The organism is Spirillospora sp. NPDC052242 (assembly GCF_040679555.1).
Taxonomy (GTDB): Bacteria; Actinomycetota; Actinomycetes; order Streptosporangiales; family Streptosporangiaceae; genus Spirillospora.
Map to the genome: position 1 here is coordinate 100,779 of NZ_JBFAUZ010000017.1, position 24,459 is coordinate 125,237.

General features: G+C 73.6%; 18 protein-coding genes. 8 read left to right on the forward strand and 10 right to left on the reverse strand.

Translation table 11 applies throughout. The annotated features are described in order from the left end of the window. Positions 1–57 precede the first annotated feature (57 nt). The 5 genes from eccCa to AB0L25_RS16390 form a co-directional block, all read right to left on the reverse strand. Positions 58–3,999: a type VII secretion protein EccCa gene (gene eccCa / locus AB0L25_RS16370; protein ID WP_500172739.1), complete on the reverse strand. Its 3,942-nt coding sequence runs from the start codon at positions 3,997–3,999 to the stop codon at positions 58–60. Then, complete coding sequence (locus AB0L25_RS16375) at positions 3,996–4,868, reverse strand: DUF6177 family protein (protein WP_500172741.1); 873 nt, start codon at positions 4,866–4,868, stop codon at positions 3,996–3,998. Before AB0L25_RS16375 ends, eccCa begins: the two co-directional genes overlap by 4 nt. Then, positions 4,865–5,125 (reverse strand): hypothetical protein, encoded by a 261-nt coding sequence (locus AB0L25_RS16380; protein WP_500172743.1) that lies wholly within the window; start codon positions 5,123–5,125, stop codon positions 4,865–4,867. Before AB0L25_RS16380 ends, AB0L25_RS16375 begins: the two co-directional genes overlap by 4 nt. A 495-nt stretch (positions 5,126–5,620) precedes the next feature. After that, positions 5,621–7,381 carry a toxin glutamine deamidase domain-containing protein gene (locus AB0L25_RS16385; RefSeq protein ID WP_500172746.1) on the reverse strand — a complete coding sequence of 587 codons (1,761 nt, stop codon included), beginning with the start codon at positions 7,379–7,381 and terminating at the stop codon, positions 5,621–5,623. After that, on the reverse strand, positions 7,378–7,695 hold the full coding sequence (locus AB0L25_RS16390; RefSeq protein ID WP_500172748.1) for a DUF6507 family protein: 318 nt from the start codon (positions 7,693–7,695) through the stop codon (positions 7,378–7,380). The genes AB0L25_RS16385 and AB0L25_RS16390 overlap by 4 nt, the downstream gene beginning before the upstream one ends. Before the next feature lie 313 nt (positions 7,696–8,008). Between AB0L25_RS16390 and AB0L25_RS16395 the strand changes: the two genes are divergently transcribed. The 5 genes from AB0L25_RS16395 (at position 8,009) to AB0L25_RS16415 (ending at position 11,899) form a co-directional block, all read left to right on the forward strand. Continuing rightward, positions 8,009–8,338: a hypothetical protein gene (locus tag AB0L25_RS16395; protein ID WP_500172750.1), complete on the forward strand. Its 330-nt coding sequence runs from the start codon at positions 8,009–8,011 to the stop codon at positions 8,336–8,338. Positions 8,339–8,360: 22 nt separating this feature from the next. Further along, positions 8,361–8,663, forward strand: a complete 303-nt coding sequence (locus AB0L25_RS16400; protein WP_500172752.1) for a pore-forming ESAT-6 family protein — start codon at positions 8,361–8,363, stop codon at positions 8,661–8,663. A gap of 63 nt (positions 8,664–8,726) precedes the next feature. Next, positions 8,727–9,650: a TNT domain-containing protein gene (locus AB0L25_RS16405; protein ID WP_500172754.1), complete on the forward strand. Its 924-nt coding sequence runs from the start codon at positions 8,727–8,729 to the stop codon at positions 9,648–9,650. A 19-nt stretch (positions 9,651–9,669) separates the two neighbouring features. After that, entirely contained in the window at positions 9,670–10,995 is a 1,326-nt protein-coding gene (gene eccD / locus AB0L25_RS16410) for a type VII secretion integral membrane protein EccD (protein WP_500172756.1), read from the forward strand. A gap of 10 nt (positions 10,996–11,005) precedes the next feature. Further along, a complete protein-coding gene (locus tag AB0L25_RS16415; RefSeq protein WP_500172758.1) occupies positions 11,006–11,899 on the forward strand; it encodes a MinD/ParA family ATP-binding protein in 894 nt (297 codons plus the stop codon). Between the two features lie 45 nt (positions 11,900–11,944). On the opposite strand, the gene AB0L25_RS16420 is transcribed toward AB0L25_RS16415, so the two are convergent. Both AB0L25_RS16420 and AB0L25_RS16425 read right to left on the reverse strand, forming a co-directional pair. Further along, positions 11,945–13,714, reverse strand: a complete 1,770-nt coding sequence (locus tag AB0L25_RS16420; RefSeq protein WP_500172760.1) for an NAD+ synthase — start codon at positions 13,712–13,714, stop codon at positions 11,945–11,947. Between the two features lie 33 nt (positions 13,715–13,747). Beyond that, positions 13,748–14,989, reverse strand: a complete 1,242-nt coding sequence (locus tag AB0L25_RS16425; RefSeq protein ID WP_500172762.1) for an MDR family MFS transporter — start codon at positions 14,987–14,989, stop codon at positions 13,748–13,750. A 54-nt stretch (positions 14,990–15,043) separates the two neighbouring features. On the opposite strand from AB0L25_RS16425, the gene AB0L25_RS16430 reads away from it, so the two are divergent. Continuing rightward, the gene (locus tag AB0L25_RS16430; protein WP_500172764.1) at positions 15,044–16,024 is read left to right on the forward strand and encodes an ArsR/SmtB family transcription factor; all 981 of its coding nucleotides are present in this window, start codon (positions 15,044–15,046) and stop codon (positions 16,022–16,024) included. An 11-nt stretch (positions 16,025–16,035) separates the two neighbouring features. Here the strand turns inward: AB0L25_RS16430 and AB0L25_RS16435 are convergent, their stop codons facing one another. Continuing rightward, a complete protein-coding gene (locus AB0L25_RS16435; RefSeq protein ID WP_500172766.1) occupies positions 16,036–17,055 on the reverse strand; it encodes a terpene synthase family protein in 1,020 nt (339 codons plus the stop codon). 272 nt (positions 17,056–17,327) lie between these two features. On the opposite strand from AB0L25_RS16435, the gene glnA2 reads away from it, so the two are divergent. Both glnA2 and AB0L25_RS16445 read left to right on the forward strand, forming a co-directional pair. Continuing rightward, positions 17,328–18,689: a gamma-glutamylpolyamine synthetase GlnA2 gene (glnA2, locus tag AB0L25_RS16440; RefSeq protein ID WP_500172768.1), complete on the forward strand. Its 1,362-nt coding sequence runs from the start codon at positions 17,328–17,330 to the stop codon at positions 18,687–18,689. Positions 18,690–18,724: 35 nt separating this feature from the next. Continuing rightward, positions 18,725–21,796, forward strand: coding sequence for a bifunctional [glutamine synthetase] adenylyltransferase/[glutamine synthetase]-adenylyl-L-tyrosine phosphorylase (locus AB0L25_RS16445; RefSeq protein ID WP_500172770.1), 3,072 nt, complete (start codon positions 18,725–18,727; stop codon positions 21,794–21,796). On the opposite strand, the gene AB0L25_RS16450 is transcribed toward AB0L25_RS16445, so the two are convergent. Next, complete coding sequence (locus tag AB0L25_RS16450; protein ID WP_500172772.1) at positions 21,784–22,587, reverse strand: phosphatase PAP2 family protein; 804 nt, start codon at positions 22,585–22,587, stop codon at positions 21,784–21,786. The two genes, AB0L25_RS16445 and AB0L25_RS16450, sit on opposite strands and share 13 nt — an antisense overlap. Positions 22,588–22,986: 399 nt before the next feature. Next, positions 22,987–24,411, reverse strand: coding sequence for a type I glutamate--ammonia ligase (glnA, locus tag AB0L25_RS16455; protein WP_500172774.1), 1,425 nt, complete (start codon positions 24,409–24,411; stop codon positions 22,987–22,989). Between the last annotated feature and the right edge of the window lie 48 nt (positions 24,412–24,459).

Below are 24,459 nucleotides of genomic sequence, written 5' to 3' on the forward strand. Positions count from 1 at the left end.
TTCGGACGCGATCGCAGTGTTTCGGGTCCGCTCTGGCTGGGGGCTGAGGTCGGTGCGTCAGTCGACGTCCGGCACCGCCGTCTGGACGGGGCGGGGGGACTCGCCGCGGGGGATCCACAGGCCGCGGCCGGGCGGCAGCGGCTCGGCGTGGACCCTCGGGAACAGCTGCCCCTCGGAGCGGTCGCCCGACATCACCAGCGCGCCCGTCCCGATCTCCCGGACGGCCTGGACGAGCGGCTCGTACAGCCCGCGGGACGCGCCCGCCACGCGGCGGGCCACCACGAAGTGCAGCCCGATGTCGCGGCCGTTCGGGACGAACGGGAGGAACGGCGCGAGCGGCTGCTGGCCCGCCGTGGTCAGCAGGTCGTAGTCGTCCACCAGCACCACGATGCGCGGGCCGGTGACCTCGACGGGGCCCGAGTCGTCGGGCATCCGGCCGTCCAGCTCCTTCGCCACCCCGGCCGCGAGGCCCGCGCACACCCGCGGGGTCGTCCCGTAGCCGCCGAGGTACGGGTCGGGGACGAAGCCCTGCAGGGAGCGGCGCGGGTCCATGACGGCGAACACCAGCTCGTCGGGGGAGTGCCGGTCCATCAGGCCGCGCGCGAGGAGCCGCAGCAGGTTCGACTTGCCGCAGCCGCCGTCGCCGAGCACCAGGAGGTTCTGGTCGCGGCCGAACAGATCGACGTCCATCGCCGCGAAACGCTCGTCGAGGGCGAACGGGACGGCCCGCGGCGCGTCCGCCGGGCCCGGCAGGTCGCGGGCCGGGACCAGGTCCGGCAGGACGCGCACCGGTGGCGCCTGCGGACCCGACCAGGCCCCGGCGACCGCCCGGACCGCCGACTCCAGCGCCGCGCCCAGCGCGGACGGGTCCGGCTCGCCGCCGAGCGCGGGCACCGCCACGTGCCCGAACAGGCCGCCGTCGGTCAGCGCCCGCCCCGGCGTCGCCGCGGTGATCGTCCCGGCGAGCCTGCGGTCCACCGTCGAGTCGGCCGGGTCGTTCAGCCGCAGCTCGACCCGCTGCCCGAACGTCGACTGCGCCGCGATCCGCACGTCGTTCCACCGCAGCATCCCCGCCACCACGTGCACGCCGTAGCCGCCGCCGCGCCGCAGCACGTCGGAGACCATGTCGTCGAGCTCCTCGAAGTCGTCGCGGACGGCGCCGAACCCGTCGACGACCAGCACCACGTCCGCGCACGCCAGCTCGGGCACCTCCCCGGCGGCGTGCAGCCGCCGCAGCCGCTCCACCCCGTCGATGCCGCGCCGCCGGAACACCTCCTCGCGGTGCTCCAGCATCGCGTGGACCTCCTCCACGGTCCGCCGTACCCGCTCCCGGTCCGTGCGCCCCGCGACGCCGCCCACGTTCGGCAGCCCGTCCAGCGCGTGCAGGCCGCCGCCCGCCAGGTCCAGCCCGTACACGGCGACGTCGCCGGGCGCGGACGTGAGCGCCAGCGACAGCACCAGCGTGCGCAGCAGCGTCGTCTTGCCGGTCTGCGGCCCGCCGATCACCGCGACGTGCCCGCCCGCGGCCGTCAGGTCCAGCCGCCAGAGCCCCTGCCACTGCCGGCGGGGATCGTCCAGCAGCCCGATCGGCACCCGCAGCCGCGCCGGCTCCACCGGCAGCCGCAGCCCGCCGCCGGTCGCCTCCGGGCGTCCGCACACCGCGTCGAGCGAGGTCAGCGACGGCAGCGGCGGCAGCCAGATCCGCCGGACCGGCGCACCGTGCCGCGCGACCTCGCCGGTCAGCACGTCCAGCAGCGTCGGGCCCGCCGTGCGCACCGGCAGCGCCGGCTCCGCCTCCGCCGGGCGCCCGGCCGGCTCCGGCGGGGTGCACACCGGGTACTCCCGCACGGACGGGACGTCCGGCGCGTCCTCGCCCACGACCACCGGCCCCCGGTGCGGCCCCGACACGTACCCGCCCTTGAACCGGGTGTAGATGCTCGTGTCCACCTTCAAGTACCCGAACCCGGGCATCGCGGGCAGCCGGAACGCGTCGGGCGTGTCGAGCACCGTGCGGCTCTCCTCCTCCGAGAACGTCCGCAGCCCGATCCGGTACGACAGGTACGTCTCCAGCCCCCGCAGCTTTCCGCTCTCGATCCGCTGGCTCGCCAGCAGCAGGTGCACCCCGATGCTGCGGCCGATCCGCCCGATCGACAGGAACAGCTCGATGAAGTCGGGCCGCGCCGTCAGCAGCTCACCGAACTCGTCGATGATCACCAGCAGGTGCGGCAGTGGCGGCAGCTCCGGCCGCGACTCCCGCAGATGCCGGTAGTCGCCGATGTTCGCGACGTTCCCCGCGTCCTTCAGCACCCGCTGGCGCCGCTGCACCTCCCCGGACAGGCTCGCGTGCACCCGCTCGACCAGCCCCGCGTCGTCCTCCAGGTTCGTGATCACGCCCGCGACCTGCGGCAGCGCGCCGAACGGCGCGAACGTCGCCCCGCCCTTGTAGTCGACCAGCACCATCGCGACCTGCTCGGGGGAGTGCGTGCACGCCAGCGCCAGCACCAGCGTCCGCAGCAGCTCGCTCTTGCCGGACCCGGTCGCGCCCACGCACAGCCCGTGCGGCCCCATCCCGAGGCTCGCCGCCTCCTTGAGGTCCAGGACGACCGTGCCGCCCGCGTCGTCCGCCCCGATCGGCACCCGCAGGAACGCCCGCTCCCCGCGCGGCGCCCACAGGGCCGGGACGTCCACGTCCTCGACGTCCCGCACGCCCAGCAGCGCCGGGAAGCCGACCTCCCCGCCCTGCGCCGCCGCCTCCTCCGCCGACTCCCGCGACAGCCGCAGCGGCGCCAGCATCCGCGCCAGTCCCTCGACCATCCCGCCCGGCACGTCGTCCAGCGTCCCCGCCGTCCGCACCGGGACCTCGCCCCGCAGGTCCGTCACCTCGACCCGGTCGCCGTCCACCCGGACCCGCACCCCGACCTCGCCCGGCTCGTGCGCCTGCTCCGCCACCAGATGCACCACCGTGACGCCCAGGTCCGCGACCGGCACCCCCTCGTCCGGACGCACCAGCTCCACGGCCACGTCCCCGTGCACGTCGTGCACCACCACCAGCCGCCGGAACACCGCCGGGTCCCGCGCGCCCAGCCCCCGCCGCAGCTCCGCCGCGACGTCCGTCCGCGCCTGCAGGTCGTTCGCCAGCAGCGCCGCCAGCCGCAGCGGGCTCGCCGCCACCAGCCGGAACGGCGCCCCGCCCTCCCGCCGCCGCTGGTCCAGCGCGTGCGGCGGCCACTTCAGCCACTCCCACTCGCCCGGCCGCGACCCGCCGTACGCGACGCCGACGTCCTCGGGCGCGTGGAACGCCGTGAGCTGCACCAGCAGCGCCCGCATCAGCCGCAGGACGTCCTCCCGGCCGCCCACGACGCTGACGTTCCCCGCACCGTCCAGCGGCACCGTCAACGGCATGTCGGGCGCCGTCCGGAACCGTTCGACCAGCGCGTTCGCCTCCGACAGCATGAACGGGTCCGTCGGCGCCAGCGCCGTGCCCTCCTCGCCGACGACCAGCCGCCGCCCCGGCACGAGCCCGGTGCCGACCCGCACCCGCAGGAAGTCGGGACTCCGCCTCCGGCGCTCCCACAGCCGCGCCGGATCGCGGACGACGTCGTACAGCGCCTCCGGCGGCGGATCCAGCACCCGCGCCTCCGCCCGCGCCGCCCGCTCCTCCGCCGCCAGCGTCTCCCGCAGCTCCTCCAGGTACTCCAGGTACCGCTCCCGGTGGTTGCGCCGCTGCCGCGTCACCTGCCCCCGCCGCGACAGCAGCAGCCCGACGCCCGCCGCCAGCGCCACCACCAGCAGCACCGCGCCCAGCCCGATGAACGCCGGGTTCCGCATCACCGTCATGACGGTCAGCGAACCCATCATCCCGATCATCGGCAGCACGGCCATGAGCTGGCCGCCGCCGGTCCGCTCCGGCAGCGTCGGCGGCGCCTCCACCTCGCGCGCCCCGGGACCGGACGGCGGATGCACCGTCCGCGCCGGCCGATGCACCACCCGAGTCGTCACACGGCCCCCTCGGCTCCCCGGTACCGGGCCACGATCCGGGCGAGTTCGTCCCACCCGGCCGGCCCCTCATCGAGGTCGAACCATCCCAACTCGCCCAGCTCGACGGCCACCTCGGGCCCGAGCCCCAGCCCCACCGGCACCGGCGGCCCGCACTCCGCGGCGCCCACGGTCAGGTCGTCCCGTCCGGGGACCCGCTGGGCGACCACGCTGACCAGCGAGAACCCCGCCGCGAGCCGCTCCGCCGCACCCCGCGCGTCCGCCCCCGCCGGCGCCCCGACCGTGATGCTCTCCTGGACGCCCGCGTCCGTGCGCGTCACCGTCATCGTCCCGACGACCGACTCCTCGCCCGCGAACACCAGCCACGTCCCCTGCGGCGCCCGGTCCCTGCACACCCCGGTGAGGGCCTCGACGTCCCACGGGTTCGCCGCCGGTTCCGACGTGCCCCACCCGACCGGCGGGCCCCCGAGGCTCTCGCACAACGTCTGCGCGGCCACCCCGAGCGTCAAGGTGTCGTACGCGGTGTGCCGCACGATCGCGTCGACCACGAGGAACGAGCCGTCGTGCCGTTCGTGTCCGCGTCGCGCGCCGTTCGGGGCGAACCGCTCGCCGTCCCAATCGAGCACGGCCCCGGACAGCCCGTCGAAGAACCCGCCGTCCGCACCGGTCACGACCCACCGGCAGTCGGGCCCGTTCAACGCGAGCCGCAGCGGCAGCGTCAGCCGGGCGTGCGCGGGCGTCACGACCTGCAGCCCCTTGCCCTCCGCCGAGCACACCCGAACCGCCTCGGCCATCCACGACGACATCGAGACCACGGGCCGGTTCTGCATCACCACCCCGACCCGCCCGGTCAGCAGATCGACCGTCGTCACACCGCCCGCCTCACATACTCGGGGTCCCCCGTCCAGACGACCCCGCCGAGCCTCCGCACCAGTTCCCCCGCGAACCGCAGCGCCAGAACCTCCGACCCGTCCCGCTTCTCCGCCCCCCGCGCCTCGACCCACCACACGGGCACGTCCACCCCCGCCACCTCGGGCCCCAGCACCCGCACGAGCTCACTCCGAACCTGCACGAACACGGGCGTCTCGACGGTCACCACCACCCGCCCGTCCCCATCGCACAACTGCAAGGCCCCACCTTCATGAACCGCCCGCACCCGCAACCCGCCGTCCGCCGCCACCATCCCCGCCACGACCGCCCCGACATCAGGCTCCCCCTCAACCAACGCCACAACATCCCGAGACACCGATCCCTCCTCGTACTCGCACGATTATTTGCGGTCCTCCTGAAGTCCGGCGGCCAAATTAATGCCGACACAGAGGGTATCGGCGGCGCTTATGGCTGTTCGACATTCAACTCTATGATTCGTCCGACAATGCCTCTAGTTCCTCGCGGGACAACTCTCGACATGTGCCGTCGGATAGATTTACGGCCAAAGGCCTGCTGGGCACGATCGCTGAAGCGATGCGCCTGTTTCGCACGAACTCATCGGAATTCCAGGGGACGATCAGTGTGTCGCCAACCTGTCGAAGTCGGTCGTGTATGATCGTCAGTTTGACCCCAAGTTCCCTTTCTTGCCGCTCGAGAAATTTCGATGCGATTTCCATACCCTCATGTGTGTTCATCAAAGATTGTCCGTTCTTGCGAAGAAGAATTCGTTGTAGCGAAACGGCCTCGCCACACCTTGCTGTGCGTCCAGGAATTGAATTACTCCCCGGACTTTTCTGACATTGAATGCGTGGGAGTCGTCGCCGAATCCGAGCACGATACCACGAGCGCCTTCAGGTAGGGTTTTCATGCGCAGGACGACGCCCGACAGAGAGACGTGATGGTGCCAATTTCCCTTTACGTAATCGTCTAGCAGGGTGTTGTCGGGAGGGCGGGGATGTGGTATGGCAGTGAGTGGGATGCCTTGATGGGCTTTATCTACGGCGAGGGCGCAGGACTGGCAATTATTTTGCCCGTTCAAAGGATTTACAAGTTTTTTTAGTTCGGTTGTCAACGGCGTCTCGTAGGCATCGCCTCGGCGAGTGTAATGAATAGGGCCGGCCCCTGGAGCGCCGGCTGGAATATAGAGATGTTCGTGCAGTATACCCGAGTTCGGGGGGGCGACTTCGGGCGGCGAATCTCCCGGACGATTGCCTTGTAGCTCATCTATGGACGAGACTTCTTGTTGGGATTCTGCTCCGGCGGCTGGAGTGGACGGTTGTTTAGTGGGCGAGGGGTGTAGTGATTCTGCTAGTTCGGTATGAGTTTTCTGTTCGTTCCATTCTGGGGTGCTGGGAGATGTTGGGGTGGGAGTGTTCGAGGATTGAGGAGTGATTATTTTGGTGCGGGTCAGGTCGAGTTTTAGTTTGGTGCCCAGGTCGCCGAATTTGTGGGTGAGTTGGGCGGCTATGTCGGAGACCTTGGGGAGGCGGGCGCCGGCGCGGAGGGTGAGGGAGAGCGGGTCTAGGGCTTCGCCCACCTTGGCGGTGGCGCGGGTGCCCTTGGCGAGTTTTCCGGCGCTGCCGGCTTTGCCGATGGGGATGATCGTGGTGACGATGTTGTAGGCGGTGTTGCCCAGGGCTCGGGCGGGGTCCTGTTTCCACTGGTCCCAGGCGACGAAGCTCTTGCCGAAGCCCTTCCAGGTCTCGCCGAACTTGCCGCGCAGTTTGGGGGAGAGGAGGGAGATGGCGGGGGTGCCGAGGATCATGAGGTTCTCGAAGGACTCGCGCCACTTCTCGGGCGAGGTGGCGAGGTCCCAGAGGCCCGAGGCGTCGCCCCACAGGCCGTCGCCGAAGAAGCCGGTGAGGAACGAGGTTGCGCCGTCCCACATGTCCTCGTACCAGGGGTTCTCGGCCTCTTCGGGCGTGCCCCAGGTGAGCGGCTTGTCGTCGGTGCACATCGTGCGCTTCGGGGCGCTGCCGCCGTAGGCCGAGTAGATGCTGGCTGACGCTTTTTCCTGTGCCTGCTGGAAGGCCAGGGCCTGGGCGTCGACGGCTTGGAGGAGGGAGTTGTTCTCTTGAACGAGGTCCTCGTTCTTGCGCCAGTCTTCTTTCTCGGCGTAGGTCTTGTTCACGAAGGTGACGGCCTGCATGTACAGGTCGGTCAGCTTGCGCTTGATGACGCGGGTCTCGGCGGCGTAGGTGGTGAGGGCGCCGGTGACCTTCTCGAGTTGCCCGGCGAAGGACGCGGCGTCGTCGCGGACGGGCGCGGTGGCGGAGAAGAGGTCGGCGGCTTCGGGGGCCTCGTAGAAGGCCGAGAGTCCCTGCCAGGTGGAGTGGACGTTCGCGCCCGTCTCGCGGATCCCGGTGGCGGCCTTCTTGAGGTCGTGGGCCTCGGCTTCGACGGCGTCGGGGTTGACGCCGGACATGATGCTCAGGACGTGGTCGGGGACGATCATCGCGTGTCCGTCCGGGCGGCCTTCGCCTGGGCCTGGGCGGCCATCTCCTCGTCGCCGCGCACGTAGGCGTTGGTGGCCTCGGCCGCGCCGCGCAGGGTGCGCTGGGTGCGGTTCCGAAGGCCGAGGAGGGTGGGTTTGTGGTGCTCGACGAACCCGCTGAGGGCCTGGGCGACCTGCGAGCTGCCGGACGCGGTGCCGGCGTCGCGGCAGCCGGTGGCGAACGCGCCCGCGTGCTGCTCGAACGGGGCGAACGCCTCGGCCGTCCGGTTGATCACGCCCTGGACGCCTTGCGGATCGATGTCCCATGCAGTCAACGCACACCCCCGCGATCTTGTGATGTGCGAGTCAAGTTAGGGGACGAGGCGGACGAAATGCTGTTGTTTCGTGTTGAGGATGTCTGGAAGGTGGGTTTCGGGCTGTCTTGTTTGGGGGTGTGTTCGCTTGCGGGGTGGTGTGTGTTGGTGATGTTTCCGCAGGCTGTGGGGGGCTTGTGGGTGGTGGGGGTCGTGTGTTGCCGGAATCGGTCAGGAGTCGACTGAACGCCTGACGTGTCTGACTCGTCCGATAGAACGGAGATCAAGATCCGGCTATCGTCGTCCGCGCGGCGATTCGAGCGGCAGGTGAGACATGGGGCGATGGGACCAGGGCGAGCAGACGCTGATCACGCTCGCGAACAACACCGGCGACCGCGGTGAGGAGCTCGCGACGCTGGTGAAGCAGCTGATCGTGGCGGCGGAGCCGCTCGCGGGGAAGTTCAACGGGGCCGGGAGGGCCGCGTTCGACAGCTTCAAGGCGCGGTCGGATCAGATCGCCGCCGACCTGAAGGGCGGCCTCGACCGGGTGAACACCGGGCAGATCGGCATGGAGCAGGCGTTCGCCACCGGTGACCGGTCGATGGCGGACGAGGCCGGGCGGATGATGTCGGCGGCCAACTTCGACGGCGCCAAGTTCCGCTGACCCACGACGAGAGGACGCCCGCATGACGAACGGACGCCGCAGCTACGACACCGGGGCCTCCGGCGAGGCGCAGGCCAACATCCACGCGATCGTCGCGCGGCTGGAGGCGCTGATCGGGACGCGCGACACCGATGTGGCCGCCGCGATGGCCGACTGGGAGGCCACCGGGGTGTCGGAGGAGTACCGGGCGAAAGAGGTCAAGTGGCACAACGCGGCCAACGAGACCCGTGAGATCATCCGGCTGGTCAAGGCGACGCTGGAGCGCAACGACGAGATCGCCGGGACGACGCTGAACAAGGCGAGCGCGGCCGTTCAGGCGATCTGACCGCCGCGGAGGAGGGACGCGCCCGCCGGTGCGTCCCTCCTCTGGTGCGTGGAGAGGGGGGACGTGCGGGACTACGACGCCCAGCTGCTCGAGTCGGTCGCCGTGCGGCGCCGCAGGCTCCGGCACGCGCTGCTGTTCGGCCCCGAACGGACCCGCCGGACGTTCGACGAGAACCTGATGAAGGTCGTCGCGGGATTGTGCGTCGCGGCGGTGCTGTGCGCGGGGATGGTCGGGTTCTCGTACCTGCGGTCGCGGCTGCAGGAGCAGGAGCGGAAGGCCGCGGAGTCGCAGGTCGCCGCGCCCGGGCCCGGGACGGCGCCCGTGCCCGCGGAGTGGGTCGGCGCGAACGTGACGTTCGCGATGCTGCGGCGGGCGCTCACCGGAGCGGGCGTGCCAGCGGGACTGTACGTCCTGCCCGACCGGCCGGGGGGTTCGGGTTCGCACTACGTGGTCGCGCGGGACGCCGACGGGTTCTCCGGGGGCGTCGTCGAGTTCGGCCGCGCCCGGATCGCGGCGGAGTTCCCCACCGAGGACGAGGCGTGCCGCTGGCTGTACGGGGAGCTGGTCGTCCCGGACGGACGTCCCGTGCGGGCGCTCGACGCAGAGGCCGAGCAGGAGGGCGCGCGGAAGGGTGCGGTGCTCGACGCGGAGGTGCGGAACGCGATCGCCGCGGCGGGCGGGACGTCCGTGGTGCATCGGCTGCCGGCGGGGACGCTCGTCGACGCGTTCGGGAACGAGTCCGGGTCGGTGCTGTCGCCGTTCGGGACCCCGTTCGCGCGCCGGGGGCTGCCCGCGGAGGCGCGGGGCTACCACCGGTACCGGGTGGCGCGGCCGTTCGAGGTGGACGCGTCGCTGTCGGCGGGCGGCGGGGCACGGTTCACGCTGAACGCCGGGCTGTTCCCGAGCCCGCCCGCGCTGCCGACCGTCCGGTGGCTGGTGCGCACCGGCTACCTTGATCCCGTCACCGGGACGGGCGTGCCCCGGTGACCGCAGTGGAAAGGGTCCTATGTCCGCGTGGAGCCGGGTGACGCTCGTCGGTGAGCACCGCCGGGTCGACATGGTCCTCCCGGCGCGGGAGCCGATCGGGGCGCTGCTGCCGGACGTCCTGGAGCTGCTCGACGACCCGGTGCAGAGCCCGCCGCGGCTGCGGCATCTGGCGACGTCGACCGGGGAGGTGCTCGATCCCGGGACGACGCTGGCCGATCGGCGGATCCCGGACGGCGCGGTGCTGCGGCTGGTGCGCAGCGACGAGCCGCTGCCGGCCCCGGTGGTGCACGAGGTGCCCGAGGTGGTCGGCGACGCGCTGGACGGACGGCTGTGGCGGTGGGGCCCCGCGGCGGTGCGCTGGACCGCCACGGCGGCGGTCATGGCGCTAGCCGCGGCGATCGTCCTGGTGCTGCGCGCGGGCGTCGCGGGTCCGGCGGCGGCGGGCGCGGGCGCGGCGGCGGGCGTGCTGCTGCTGGTGTGCGGGGCCGTCGCGGCGCCCGCGGGGCGCGAGCCGCTCGGCACCGCGCTCGTCCTCGGCGGCGGGGCGGCCGGCGCGGTGGCGCTGTGGACGGCGGCCGAGCGGCTCGACCGGCCCGACTGGCTCGCCTGGACGGGCGCGGGCCTGCTGGCCGCCGCGCTGGCGGTGCTGCTCGGGGCGGTGTCGCCGCTCGGCCGGGGCGGCGTCGTGGGCGGTGCGGTGATCGCGCTGCTGGCGGGCGCGGGCGGTCTGTGCGCGGCGTCCGGGCTGGACGCGCCGCGCACGGGGGCCGTGCTCGCGGGCGGGTGCGTCGTGCTGCTGGGGGTGGTGCTGCGGCTGGCGCTCGCGATGTCCGGGCTGACGTCGCTGGACGACCGGCGGGGCGAGGGCGGCGCGGTGCGGCGCGGGGACGTGCTGGAGGCGTTCGACGGCGCGCACCGCACGATGACGATCGCGACCGTCGCGGTCGCGGTGGCGGCGGTCGTCGCCGGGTTCGGGGCGCTGTCGCGGTTCGACGGCTGGACGGCGGCGCTCGCCGGGCTGCTCGCCGTGGTGCTCGGCGGGCGCGCGCGGGTCTTCCCGCTGGTCGTGCAGAAGACGGCGCTGCTGGGCGCGGCCGTCGCGATCACCGTGGGGCTGGCGGTCGAGCTGGCGGGTCGTGCGGCCTGGGGCACGCCGGCGGCGCTCGGGATCCTGGGCGGGGTGCTGGCCGTGCCGGTGGTGGTGCTGGCGGCCGGGCAGCCGGAGCACGTGCGGGCGCGGCTGCGGCGGGCGGCGAACGTGGTGGAGGGGCTCGCCGTCGTGGCGATCGTCCCGGTGGCCATCGGCGTGTTCGGCACGTTCGAGCGCCTGCTCGGGACGTTCTGAGGGGGGCATCGTGGCCGATCCGCGTCTCGCGCGCGACGTGCACGGCGATCCGCTGCCGCGGCGGCTGGCGCGCGGCGCCGTCCGCCCGCTGCGGGCCGCCGACGACGTGCGGGCCCTCGCCGAGCACGGCGCATGGCTGGCGCGGCCCGTCACGACGGGGCGCCGGATCGCGGTGACGGGAATCCGCGGCGGGTCGGGCAAGAGCACGGTCGCGGCGCTCGCGGCCACGGTCCTCGCCCGGCACCGCCGGGACCGGGTGCTGGCGCTGGACGCCGACCCGCAGTTCGGCTCGCTGCCGCTGCGGCTGGGCGTCCCGCCGGGCCCGTCGCTGGCCGATCTGGCGCGCGGTTCGCTCGCCACCGCGTCGTTCGCGGAGGTCGAGCCGGGGCTCGCCCGTCCGGGCGAGGGGCTGTGGGCGCTGCCGGGGACGCGCGGCGCGGTCGGCGACGGCGGCCTGGACGCGGACGTCTACGCCACGGCGGGCCTCGCGCTCAGCCGGTTCTTCGGCGTGACGGTCACCGACTGCGGCGCGGGCGTCCACACGCCGCTGCACCGGGCCGTCCTGGCCGCGGCGCACGCGCAGATCCTGGTGACCCCGGCGACGGTGGAGGGCGCGGCCGCCGCGGGCCGCGCCCTGGACTGGCTCGGCTCCGGCGAGCTGCGCGGGCTGGTGCCCCGGACGCTGGTGGTGCTGACCGTCCGCTCGCCGGTGCACCGGCGGCTGGTGGACGTCGGGAAGGTGCGGGAGATCCTGCGGGACGTGGGCGCGGACGTGGTGGTACTGGAGTTCGACCGGCACCTCGCGGTGGGCGCGGAGCTGGCGCCCGCGCTGCTGTCCTACGCGACGCGGACGACGGCGATCGCGATCGCCGCGACGGCGCTGCGGCGGTCGCTCACGGAGTGACGGTCACGGAGCGACGCTCATGGGGTGACGCTCATGGGGTGACGCTCATGGGGTGACGTCGCCGCGCTCGCGCCAGCGGTTGGTGATGGGCAGGCGGCGGTCGCGCCCGAAGTTCTTCGGGGTGATCTTGGGGCCGGGCGGGTACTGGCGGCGCTTGTACTCGGCGAGGTCGACCAGGCGGACGACGCGGTCGACGAGCTCGGCGTCGTGCCCGGCGGCGATGAGGAAGTCGCGGCCCATGTCGCGCTCGACGTAGTCGGCGAGGACGGGGTCGAGGACGGCGTACTCGGGGAGGCTGTCGCGGTCGCGCTGGCCGGGGCGCAGTTCGGCGGACGGCTCCTTCACGATGATCGCCTCGGGGACGGGCTCCTGCGCGAAGGGGTGCAGGAACGGCAGGTCGGCGGCGAGCGCGGTGTTGCGCCAGCGGGCGAGGTCCCAGACGGTGGTCTTGAAGACGTCCTTGATCGGCGCGAACCCGCCGGCGGAGTCGCCGTAGAGGGTGGAGTAGCCGGTGGCGAGCTCGCTCTTGTTGCCGCCGGTGAGGACGAGGTGGCCGTGCTCGTTCGACAGGCCCATCCACACGTTCGCGCGGATGCGGGCCTGCAGGTTCTCGGCGGCGAGGCCGTGCAGGTCGAGTTCGGCCTCGAACGCCTCGACCATCCGGGCGATCGGGACGATCCGGGAGTGCACGCCCTGCCGCTTGACGAGGTCCTCGGCGTCGGACACCGAGCCCTCGGACGAGTAGCGGCTGGGCAGCAGGACGGCGTGCACGTTCTCGGGGCCGACGGCGTCGGACGCGATCGTCGCGACGAGGGCGGAGTCGATGCCGCCGGACAGGCCGAGGACGACCGAGCGGAACCCGTTCTTGCGGGCGTAGTCGCGGGTGCCGACGACGAGCGCCGCGTAGATCTCCGCGAGGTCGTCCAGGGGTTCGGCGACGGTCGGCGGTTCGGGCTCGTAGGCGGGCAGGGGGGACGCGGACAGCGTGCGGCGCTCGATGGTGAACGTCGTGCCGCCGGGCGCCTCGACGGAGGCGGGGCCCTCGTCCGGGGACGCCTCGGGCAGGTCGAGGTCGGTGATGAGGAGGTGGTCGACGAACTGGGGCGCGCGGGCGATGGGCGAGCCGTCCGGGCCGACGATGAGGGAGTCGCCGTCGAAGACCAGTTCGTCCTGGCCGCCGACCATGTTCACGTAGGCGAGGGTGCAGCCCGCTTCGCGCGCGCGCCCGGCGCACAGGTCGAGGCGGACGTCGTCCTTGTCGCGCTCGTAGGGGGAGGCGTTGACGGCGAGGAGGAGCCCGGCGCCCGCGGCGCGGGTGACGCTGACGGGGCCGCCGTCCTGCCAGAGGTCCTCGCAGATGACGGTGGCGACGTCGACGCCGTGCAGCCGGACGACCGGGAGCGTGTCGGCGCTCTCGAAGATCCGGTACTCGTCGAACACGCCGTAGTTCGGCAGGTGGTGCTTCGCCGAGACGATCAGGACGTCGCCGCCGTGCAGCCACGCGACGGCGTTCAGCGGCCGGCGGCCGCCCTCCCGCCGGTCGAGCGTGCCCACGACGACGGGGACGCCGCCCATGCCGGCGTCGGCGAGGCGGCGCGCGACGCGGCCGAGGGCGCGCCGGGACGCCTCGACGAAGGACGGCCGCAGCGCGAGGTCCTCGACGGGGTAGCCGGTGAGCGCCATCTCGGGGAAGGCGACGAGGTGGGCGCCGGCGTCGGCGGCCGCCCGTGTCCAGTCCACGATGAGGTCGGCGTTGCCGTCGAGGTCGCCGACGGTCGGGTTCACCTGCGCGAGCGCGATCCGGAGCTGTGCCACCCTCCAAGGGTAGTACGCCGGGGATCAGTATCGTCAATCTGACGAGAAATGGCGGCGGCGGACGGCGGGGGCGAGCGCGAGCTGGCCCGCCGCGGCGGCGAGGGCGAGGGCGAGGCAGGTCAGCCACAGCGCGGGCGCCCCGCCGAGGCCGAGCAGCTGGGTGCCGCCGAGCGGCGCCAGCAGGAACCCGCCCGACCACGCCATCCCGTACAGGCCGTTGTAGCGCCCGCGCAGGTCGGCGGGGGCGAGGTCGGCGACGACGGCCTGCAGGACGGCCGCCGCGATGATCTCGCCGCACGTCCACACCAGGATCGTCGCGGTGTAGCCGGGCAGCGACGAGACGAGCGAGGTCAGCCCGTAGCCGGTGCCGACGAGGACGAACCCGGCGACCAGCACGCGGCTGTGGTCGCGGCGGCTCAGCCACGCGTTGACCAGCGGCTGCACGACGACGATCAGCACCCCGTTCGCGGCGATCGCCAGCCCGTACGCCTGCGCGCCGAGGCCGTCCTCCCGCATCGCCAGCGGCATGGTCGTCATGCCCTGCATCAGCACGAACGTGTACAGCAGCGTGATGACGACGTAGGCGACCATGACGCGGTCCCGCAGCGCGCGCCCGAACCCGCCCGGGGCGGACGACGCCCGCGCCGCGCGGTCCCGCGTCTCGGGGACGGCGCGCCACACCAGCACGCCGAACGCCGCGCAGGTGAGGGCGTCGATCCAGAACAGCCACAGGAAGCCCTGCCGGGCGAGCGTCCCGCCGAGCACCATCGCGACGGCCCAGCCGAGGTTGACGGCCCAGAACAGCAGCCCGAAGGCGCGCGGGCGGTCCGCCGGGGAGACGATGTCGGCGACCATCGCCTGCGACGCGGGCCGGTACATGTCCAGCAGCAGCCCGAGGACGAGCGCGGACGCGGCGAGCGCGGGGAGGCCCCGCGCGTGGCCGAGGGCGAGCATCGCGGCGCCGGTGCCGACGGTCGCGGCCGTCAGCGTGACGCGGCGGCCGGCGCGGTCGGCGAGGATCCCGCCGACGAACTGGCCGGCGAGCGATCCGGCGCCGAGCAGCGCCATCACCGCGCCCGCCTGCGCCAGCGACAGGCCCCGCACGGTGGTCAGGTACAGGCCGAGGAACGGCTCGACCATCGTGCCGAGCCGGTTGAGCAGCGTGCCCGCCCACAGCACCCAGAAGGTGCGGGGGAAGCCGCCGATCCGGGGGGCGAGGAACGCGGCGATCCGGCCGGGCGGCGGGCCGAGCGGGGCGTGTTGCGCGGTGGTCACGGACCGATGCTCGGGGAGCCATCGCGGGAGCGATATTGATTTAGTCTGGACTTAATGGTCGAGCTGGTGTTCGCTCCGGACGACGCGGCGCGGGTCCGGTTCGCGTTCTCCCCGCTGTGGGAGATGGTGCGCAGCCTGCGGGTCCTCGCGGACCCGTCCGGGCACGCCCTCCACCTGCCGTGGGTGCACGCCGTCCGGCCCCGCCTGCGCGGCCTGGACCTCGCGCCGCTGCGGCGGATCGTCCCCGCCTGGGGGTACATTCCCGACTTCCTCACCCCGCCGCCGGACACCCCGCTGCCCGACCTCGGCGCCGAACTGGAGATCGTCCGGGGCACCCCGCCGGAGGTCGTCGCCGCCGAACTGCGGTTCATGCCGCCCGACCCGGGCCGGGCGGAGATGGCGGCGCGTCCCGCACGCGCCCTCGCGGTCGTCGCCGATCTGCTCGAGGACTACTGGGCGGCGGCCGTCGAGCCGTACTGGCCGCGGGTCCGCGACCTGCTGGAGGGCGACGTCCTGCGCCGCACCCGGGCCCTCGCCGCGCAGGGCGCCGCCGGGGTGTTCGGCGGCCTGCACGAGGCGGTCGCCTGGCGGGCGGGAACGCTGACGATCGACCGCCGCTGGGACTTCCGCGGCGGCCTGGACGGGCGCGGGCTGCTGCTGGTCCCGAGCGTGTTCGTGTGGCCGGAGGTGTCGGTGATGATCCCGCCCTACCAGCCGATGCTCAGCTACCCGCCGACCGGCGTCGCGGCCCTCTGGGAGACGCGCCGCCCCGCCGGACCGGACGGCCCCGCCGCCGCGCTCGCCGCGCTGCTCGGCCGCCGCCGCGCCGGGCTGCTGCTCGCGCTCGCGTCCCCGGCGTCCACGACCGAGCTGGCCGGACGGCTCGGCGTCACGCCCGCGGCGGTCAGCCAGCACCTCGGCGTGCTCCGCGCCTGCGGGCTCGTCACCGGCCACCGGCTCGGCCGCCGCGTGCTGTACTCCCGGACGGCGGCGGGCGACGCCCTCGCCGCCGCGCCGGGCACGGCGCCCCGCTGACCCCGCCCGGGTCAGCGCAGCGACGCCAGCGCGTCCAGCCGCGGCGCCGGGACGGCCGCGCCCGCCTCGTACCGCCCGGACTCGACGAGCCAGTCGACGTGCGCCCGCGGCGTGTCCAGCAGCACCCGGACGACCTGGGCCGCCGCCGCGCGCTGCGCGACGGTCAGCTCCAGCCGGTCGAGCATGTCCGGCAGCCGCCGCGCGGCCTCCCGGGCGTCCTCGATCCGCTCGGCGACGCGCGCCGCCACGGCCGGCCCGGCCTGCGCGGGCGCCGTCCCCTCGGCCCGGGCGAGCACCGCCGGCAGGTCGTGGACGTCGCCGCGCGCGGCCTCGAGATCGTGCGAGGCGAGGTCGTTGGACCATGCGACGGCGTCGGCGACGGCGTGCGCGAGCGCTTTCCAGCGGGGCGTCCGCAGCAGCCGCGCGGGCAGCTCGACGCCGAGGACCGGCTCGATCAGGTCGTACAGGAACGGCCCGCACGCGCGGCGGCGCAGCGGCGCGAACTCGCGCGGCGCCGGCACGTGCCCGATGCGGCGGTTCACGGCCTCCTCCGCGCAGGCGTCCCGGTGCGCCTCCAGATGGAGCATGAAGCGGCGGCGCCAGTCGCGGCTCATGCCCTTGGACGTGGCGTGCCACAGCTCCACCAGGGTCGCCTCCAGCGGCCGCGCCCCCGGACGGGCGTGCCCGCGGCGGGTCGCGCGCAGCAGGTCGTCGTACAGCGCGTGCACGGCGCTGCCGCTGTCGGCGAGCGGCGCGTGGTCGAGCATGTCGTCCAGCGCGAGCGTCCAGGTCAGCCAGCGGGCGAACAGGTCCACGGCGGCGAGGTCGGCGGCCGGGAAGACGCGCGCGGCCAGCCGCTCGCAGCGGGCCCGGCCGAGCGGCGAGGTGTCCGGATCTCCGAGCACCAGGCCGCGGCCGCGCGCCCAGGTCTCCACCTGCGCGCACAGCCGCCACGACTCCGGGTGCATGGCCGCGGGCGCCGCCAGCGCGGCGGCCCCGTCGGCCGTCGAGAGAAGAAGAGAGATGTCCACGACGCGGTTCACGTTAATGATCAGTTCCCGGCGGAGGCCCGATCGGCACGTCAAGATTCGGGAAACGGCTGCTCGGGGCCGGGATGGGCGGGCGGTATGGGGTAAAGGTCCGATACCTTCGGACGACGGCCGAGAGCGAACACGCCACCCGGCGGCCACGAGAACGACGCCGAACGCGTAACGTCGTGGTAACAGCGGCCGGGCATACTGCACAGTGGCCGGACCCGTCGCTCCGGGCGGGCCGGCGGAGCAAGGCACCGAGGGAGAAGGCTTTGGACCGTCAGCAGGAGTTCGTGCTCCGCACGCTGGAGGAGCGCGACATCCGGTTCATCCGGCTGTGGTTCACCGACGTGCTCGGGTTCCTGAAGTCGGTGGCCGTCGCGCCCGCCGAACTGGAGGGCGCCTTCGGCGAGGGCATCGGTTTCGACGGCTCGGCGATCGAGGGCTTCGCCCGCGTCTACGAGGCCGACATGATCGCCAAGCCCGACCCGTCCACGTTCCAGGTCCTGCCGTGGCGCTCGGAGTCGCCCGGCGTCGGCCGGATGTTCTGCGACATCCTCATGCCGGACGGGTCGCCGAGCTTCGCCGATCCCCGGTACGTCCTCAAGCGCTCGCTCGCCCGCGCCGCCGACCTCGGGTTCACGTTCTACACCCACCCCGAGATCGAGTTCTTCCTGCTGAACACCAAGCCGGAGGACGGCAGCGAGCCCGAGCCCGCCGACTCCGGCGGCTACTTCGACCACACCCCGCACAGCGCCGCGCACGACTTCCGGCGCAACGCGATCATGATGCTGGAGTCGATGGGCATCTCCGTCGAGTACAGCCACCACGAGGGCGCCCCCGGCCAGCAGGAGATCGACCTGCGCTACGCCGACGCGCTCACCACCGCCGACAACATCATGACGTTCCGGCTGGTCATGAAGGAGGTCGCGCTCGAGCAGGGCGTGCACGCGTCCTTCATGCCGAAGCCGTTCACCGAGCACCCCGGCTCCGGCATGCACACCCACATGTCGCTGTTCGAGGGCGACCGCAACGCCTTCTACGAGCCGGGCGCCGAGTACAAGCTGTCGAAGGTCGGGCGCGCGTTCATCGCGGGCGTCCTGCGGCACTCCGCCGAGATCACGGCCGTCTGCAACCAGTGGGTCAACTCCTACAAGCGGCTGTGGGGCAACGTCGGATCCGCCGCGGGCGCCGGGGGAGAGGCCCCGTCGTACATCTGCTGGGGCCACAACAACCGCTCCGCGCTCGTCCGCGTCCCGATGTACAAGCCGCACAAGGGCCACTCCACCCGGATCGAGTTCCGGTCCCTCGACACGGCAGCCAACCCGTACCTCGCGTTCGCCGCGATCCTCGGCGCCGGGCTCAAGGGCATCGAGGAGGGCTACGAGCTCCCGGCGGGCGCCGAGGACGACGTGTGGGCGCTCACCCCCGCCGAGCGGCGCGCCCTCGGCATCGAGCCGCTCCCGCAGAACCTCGACGAGGCCATCCACGCCATGGAGCGCAGCGAGCTGATGGCCGACGTCCTCGGCGAGCACGTCTTCGACTTCTTCCTGCGCAACAAGCGGCAGGAATGGGAGGAGTACCGCCGCGAGGTCACCGAGTTCGAGCGCAGGCGGCTGCTGGCCGTCCTGTGACCCCGGGCCGGGGCGCGGCGCATTACGGTTGAGGGGTGACCGAGCCCAGGACCACCGAGCCCAGGAGCCGCGACCGCCGCCCGTCCCTCGCCGGACGCCTGGCGCGGCTCGGCTTCACCGACGCGGGACGGGCGCAGCGGCTCGTCCGCGAGGCCGAGGCGGCGGACGGCGTCCGGCTCGACGGCCCGCTCCTGGAGGCGCTGCTCGGCGTCCTCGGCGGCACCGCCGACCCCGACCTCGCCCTCGGCGGGCTGCTCCGGCTGCTCGCCGCCGCCGACGAGCACGGCGAGGGCGCCGAGCTGCGCGCCGCCCTCGCCGAGGAGGACGGCCTCCGCGACCGGCTGACCGCCGTCCTCGGCGCCAGCGCCGCGCTCGGCGACCACCTCGTCCGGCACCCGGCGCACTGGCACGTCCTGCGCGACCACCACGCCGGCTTCGGCGACGTCCGCGCCGAACTGCTCGCCGCCGTCGGCGCCCGCCCCGGCGACGCCGAGCCCGTCGCCGCGTCCGCGGGGGCCGGCGTGCTCGCCGCGCTGCGCGTCGCGTACCGCCGCCGCCTGCTCGACCTCGCCGGGCGCGACCTCGTCGGCGCCGCCGACGTCGCCCGAGTCGCCGCCGAGCTCGCCGACCTCGCCGCCGCCGCGCTCGAGGCGGGCCTGGCGGTCGCCCGTGCCGAGGTCCCCGAGCACCCGTCCTGCCGCCTCGCCGTCATCGGCATGGGCAAGTGCGGCGGCCGCGAGCTGAACTACGTCAGCGACGTCGACGTCGTGTTCGTCGCCGAAGCCCGCGACGGCGCCCCCGAGGACGCCGCGCTGCGCGCCGCGACGCGCCTCGCCGCCGCCACCATGCGGGCCTGCTCGGCCAGCACCGAGGAGGGCTCCCTCTGGGAGGTCGACGCCGCGCTGCGCCCCGAGGGCAAGGCCGGCCCGCTCGTCCGGACCCTCGCCAGCCACCGCGCCTACTACGAGCGCTGGGCGAAGACCTGGGAGTTCCAGGCGCTGCTGAAGGCCCGGCCCGTCGCCGGCGACGCCGACCTCGGCGCCCGCTACGTCGACGCCGTCGCACCCATCGTGTGGGCCGCCGCCGAAGGCGAGGGCTTCGTCGAGGACGTCCAGGCCATGCGGCGCCGCGTCGAGGCCGACCTCAACCGGCGCACCGCCGAGGCCGAACGGCAGCTCAAGCTCGGCCCCGGCGGCCTGCGCGACGTCGAGTTCGCCGTGCAGCTCCTCCAGCTCGTCCACGGCCGCACCGACGACACGCTCCGCAGCCCCACCACCCTCGAGGCGCTCGGCGACCTGTCGCGCGGCGGCTACGTCGGACGCGAGGACGCCGCGGCCCTCACGTCCGCCTACCGGTTCCTGCGCCGCGTCGAGCACCTCCTGCAGCTGCACCGGCTGCGCCGCACCCACCTCGTCCCCGACGGCGAGGACGAGCTGCGCCGCCTCGGCCGCGCCCTCGGCCTGCGCGCCGACCCGGTCGGCGAGTTCACCGCGCTGTGGCGGCGGCACGCCCGCGAGGTCCGCCGGCTGCACGAGAAGCTGTTCTACGCGCCGCTGCTGCGGGCCGTCGCGCGGCTCCCCGAGGAGGAGGCGCGGCTCACCCCCGAGGCCGCCCGCACCCGCCTCGAGGCCCTCGGCTACAACGACCCCGCCGGGGCCCTGCGGCACATCGAGGCCCTCACCGCCGGGGTGTCGCGCCGCGCCGCCATCCAGCGCACCCTGCTGCCGGTCATGCTCGGCTGGTTCGCCGACGCCCCCGACCCGGACGCCGGCCTGCTGGGCTTCCGGCAGGTCAGCGACGCCCTCGGCACCACCCCCTGGTACCTGCGGCTGCTCCGCGACGACATCACCGTCGCCGAGCGGATGGCGTGGGTGCTCGGCGCCAGCCGCTACGCCACCGACCTGCTGCTGCGCGCCCCCGAGGCCGTCGCGATGCTCGCCGGCGACGCCGAACTGGCGCCCCGCCCGCACGACGCGCTGCGCGCCGAGGCGCTCGCGGCCGTCCGCAGGCACGCCCCGTCCACCGGCGCCGACGTCGCCACCGCCGCCGCCGAGGACGCCGTCACCGTCGTGCGGGGCCTGCGCCGCCGCGAGCTGTTCCGCGCCGCCGTCGCCGACCTGCTCGGCCTCGCCGACGTCACCGCCGTCGGGGAGGCGCTCACCGACATCGCCGCCGTCACCGTCGAGGCCGCGCGGCGCGCGGCCACCGACGCGGTCGAGGCCCGCACCGGCGCGCCGCTCCCCACCCGCATGGCGGTCGTCGCGATGGGCCGCTTCGGCGGGCGCGAACTCGGCTACGGCAGCGACGCCGACGTCATGTTCGTCCACGACCCGCTCCCCGGCGCCGACGAACGCGCCGCCGACCGCGCCGCCCGCGCCGTCGCCGAGGAACTGCGCCGGCTGCTGTCGCTGCCCGCCCCCGACCCGCCGCTGGCCATCGACCCCGACCTGCGGCCCGAGGGCCGCCGCGGCCCGCTCGTCCGCACCCTCGCGTCCTACGCCGCCTACTACGCCCGCTGGTCCGAGCCGTGGGAGACGCAGGCGCTGCTGCGCGCCGACCCGATCATCGGCGACCCCGGGCTGCGCGAACGGTTCCGCGACCTCATCGACCCGATCCGCCGCCCGCCCGGCGGCATCGCCGACGACGCCGTCCGGCAGATCCGCCGCCTGAAGGCCCGCATGGAGTCCGAGCGGCTCCCGCGCGGCACCGACCCGCGCCTGCACGTCAAGCTCGGCCCCGGCGGCCTGTCCGACGTCGAGTGGGTCGCCCAGCTCATCCAGCTCCAGCACGCCCACGAGGTCCCCGAACTGCGCACCACCCGCACCCTCGCCGCGCTCGACGCCGCCGCCGGCGCGGGCCTGCTCGACCCCGCCGACGCCGAGGTGCTCGCCGCCGCCTGGACGCTCGCGACCCGCATCCGCGGCGCCGTCATGCTCGTCCGCGGCCGGGCGTCCGACCTGCTGCCCACCGACAACCGCAGCGACCGCAGCGCCGTCGCCCGCGTCCTCGGCCACGCCACCGCCGGGGACCTGCTGGAGGACCACCGCCGCTGCACCCGCCGCGCCCGCGCCGTCGTCGAGCGGGTCTTCTACGGCTACGCCGACTGACCGGCGCCCACCCGTTCCGGACGGTCGTCGGCGGCGGGCCGCGGCGCCGGTGCGGGCACGGCGGGCGCGGACCGCCCGAACAGCCGGTCCCGCGCGTCCAGCAGGCGCCGCGGGGTCCGCGCGTACAGCAGCCACGACAGCGCCAGCGCCCCCGCGACCACCGCGAACCCCGCGACCGCGTCCAGCACGTAGTGGTTCGCCGTAGCCAGGATCACCAGCGTGGTCGTCACCGGGTACAGCACGCCCAGCGCCTTCAGCCACCGCCGCCCCGCCAGCCGCACCACGATGAATCCGCACCACAGCGCCCAGCCCGCGTGCATCGACGGCATCGCCGCGTACTGGTTCGTCATCGTCGCCGACGCGTCGCTCGCGTACAGGCCGAACGACTGCAGCGCCGTCACCGGGTCGACGAACCCCTCCTCGTGCAGGAACCGCGGCGGCGCCAGCGGGTACAGCCAGAAGCCGAGCACCGCCACCCCGGTCGCGATCATCAGGGACGTCCGGAGCCACCGGTAGTCCTGCGGCCGGCGCAGGTACAGCCACACCACCATGCCGAGCGTCACCGCGAAGTGCATCGTCGCGTAGAAGACGTTCGCCGCCTTCGCCAGCCACGGAAGATCCAGCAGCGCCCGGTTGAGCGACAGCTCGACGTCCAGGCCCAGCGCCCCCTCGAACCGCAGGATCTGGTCCGCGTGGGCGAACGCGGACGCGGTGCCGTCCTGGACCAGCACGATGCGCGTCAGCGAGTAGCCGGTGTAGAAGAGGACGATCAGCAGCAGCTCGCGCCACACCGGGGGTACCGTGAACACCCGGCGCCGCGGTGTTGCGGCCGGCCGTCGCCGCTCACCGCGCGGGGCCGGGTGGGCCGGGACTCGGTGGGCGACCGGGGGGGCGATCTGGGCCATACCGACCATCCTTCTCCGGCGACCCAGATATGTGATCACCGCAGCGAACGGTCTTCACCTCAGACCTGAGTAGTACGACCCCGACGCCGTCTCCGGTCTTTGGGTGGAGTTCACCAGGCCTTCCCGGTTGATTTCCGGCGGCCCCGGCTACGCCTTCCGGGGGTCCGCCGGCCAGGCGACGTCCCCGCCGGGACGCGCGTCGCGGACGTGCCCTGGACATCGGGCCCGTACAACGCCGCGTGGCCCCGGCGGGGAACCCGCCGGGGCCACGCGAATCACGACATCCTAGATGTCGTAGTACATCTCGAACTCGTGGGGGTGCGGGCGGAGACGGATCGGGTCGATCTCGTACTCGTTCTTCATCGAGATCCAGGTCTCGATGAGGTCCTGGGTGAAGACGCCGCCCTCGAGCAGGTAGTCGTGGTCGGCCTCGAGGGCCGCGAGGACCTCGGGGAGCGAGCCGGGGACCTGCGGGATCGCGCGGGCCTCCTCCGGCGGGAGCTCGTAGAGGTCCTTGTCGACCGGCTCGGCGGGCTCGATCTTGTTCTTGATGCCGTCCAGGCCGGCCATCAGCATCGCCGAGAAGGCCAGGTACGGGTTGCAGGACGGGTCCGGGACGCGGAACTCGACGCGCTTGGCCTTCGGGTTGGAGCCGGTGATCGGGATCCGGATGCAGGCCGAGCGGTTCCGCTGCGAGTAGACGAGGTTGACCGGGGCCTCGAAGCCGGGCACCAGGCGGTGGTAGGAGTTCACCGTCGGGTTGGTGAAGGCCAGCAGGGACGGCGCGTGCTTGAGCAGGCCGCCGATGTAGTAGCGGGCGTTGTCGGACAGGCCCGCGTACCCGACCTCGTCGTAGAAGAGCGGCGAGCCGTCCTTCCACAGCGACTGGTGGCAGTGCATGCCGGACCCGTTGTCACCGAAGATCGGCTTGGGCATGAACGTGACGGTCTTGCCCGCGGCGCGCGCGACGCTCTTGACGACGTACTTGTAGAGCAGGAGGTTGTCGGCGGCCTTCAGGAGGGTGTCGAACTTGACGCCGATCTCGGACTGGCCCGCGGTGCCGACCTCGTGGTGGTGCAGCTCGACGTCGATGCCGACGTTCAGCAGCTGCGCGGACATCTCCGAGCGCAGGTCCGCGTAGTGGTCCATCGGCGGGACGGGGAAGTAGCCGCCCTTGTAGCCGGGCTTGGCGCCGAGGTTGCCGCCCGGCTCCTCGCGGCCGGTGTTCCACGCGCCCTCGATGGAGTCCAAGTGGTAGAAGCCGGCGTTCGGCGACGTCTGGAAGCGGACGTCGTCGAAGATGTAGAACTCCGCCTCGGGGCCGAAGTAGCAGGTGTCGGCGATGCCGGAACCGCGCAGGTAGTCCTGGGCCTTCTTCGCGACGTTGCGCGGGTCGCGGCTGTAGGGCTCCCCGGTCAGCGGGTCGTGCACGAAGAAGTTCAGGTTCAGCGTCTTGTGCTGCCGGAACGGGTCGATCACGGCGGTCGCCGGGTCGGGCAGCAGCAGCATGTCCGACTCGTGGATCTCCTGGAACCCGCGGACGGACGAGCCGTCGAACATCAGGCCCTCGGTGAAGATGCTCTCGTCGAAGCGCTCGACGGGGAACGTCAGGTGCTGCATCTTCCCCGGCAGGTCCACGAACCGGCAGTCGACGAACCGTACGTTCTCGTCCCTGATATAGCTCAGGATCTCTTCGGCGCTGCTGAACATCCGGCCTCCTTGGCACTCCTTGGCTATCCAAGAGGCTAGGCAGCCGCC

Coding starts and splice junctions, on each gene's coding strand:
- AB0L25_RS16385 (WP_500172746.1), bottom strand. CDS start 7,381: ATGATCGTCCCCGACCACGTCCTGAGCATCATGTCCGGCGTCAACCCC.
- AB0L25_RS16395 (WP_500172750.1), top strand. CDS start 8,009: ATGGGGCGATGGGACCAGGGCGAGCAGACGCTGATCACGCTCGCGAAC.
- AB0L25_RS16400 (WP_500172752.1), top strand. CDS start 8,361: ATGACGAACGGACGCCGCAGCTACGACACCGGGGCCTCCGGCGAGGCG.
- eccD (WP_500172756.1), top strand. CDS start 9,670: ATGTCCGCGTGGAGCCGGGTGACGCTCGTCGGTGAGCACCGCCGGGTC.
- AB0L25_RS16430 (WP_500172764.1), top strand. CDS start 15,044: ATGGTCGAGCTGGTGTTCGCTCCGGACGACGCGGCGCGGGTCCGGTTC.
- glnA (WP_500172774.1), bottom strand. CDS start 24,411: ATGTTCAGCAGCGCCGAAGAGATCCTGAGCTATATCAGGGACGAGAAC.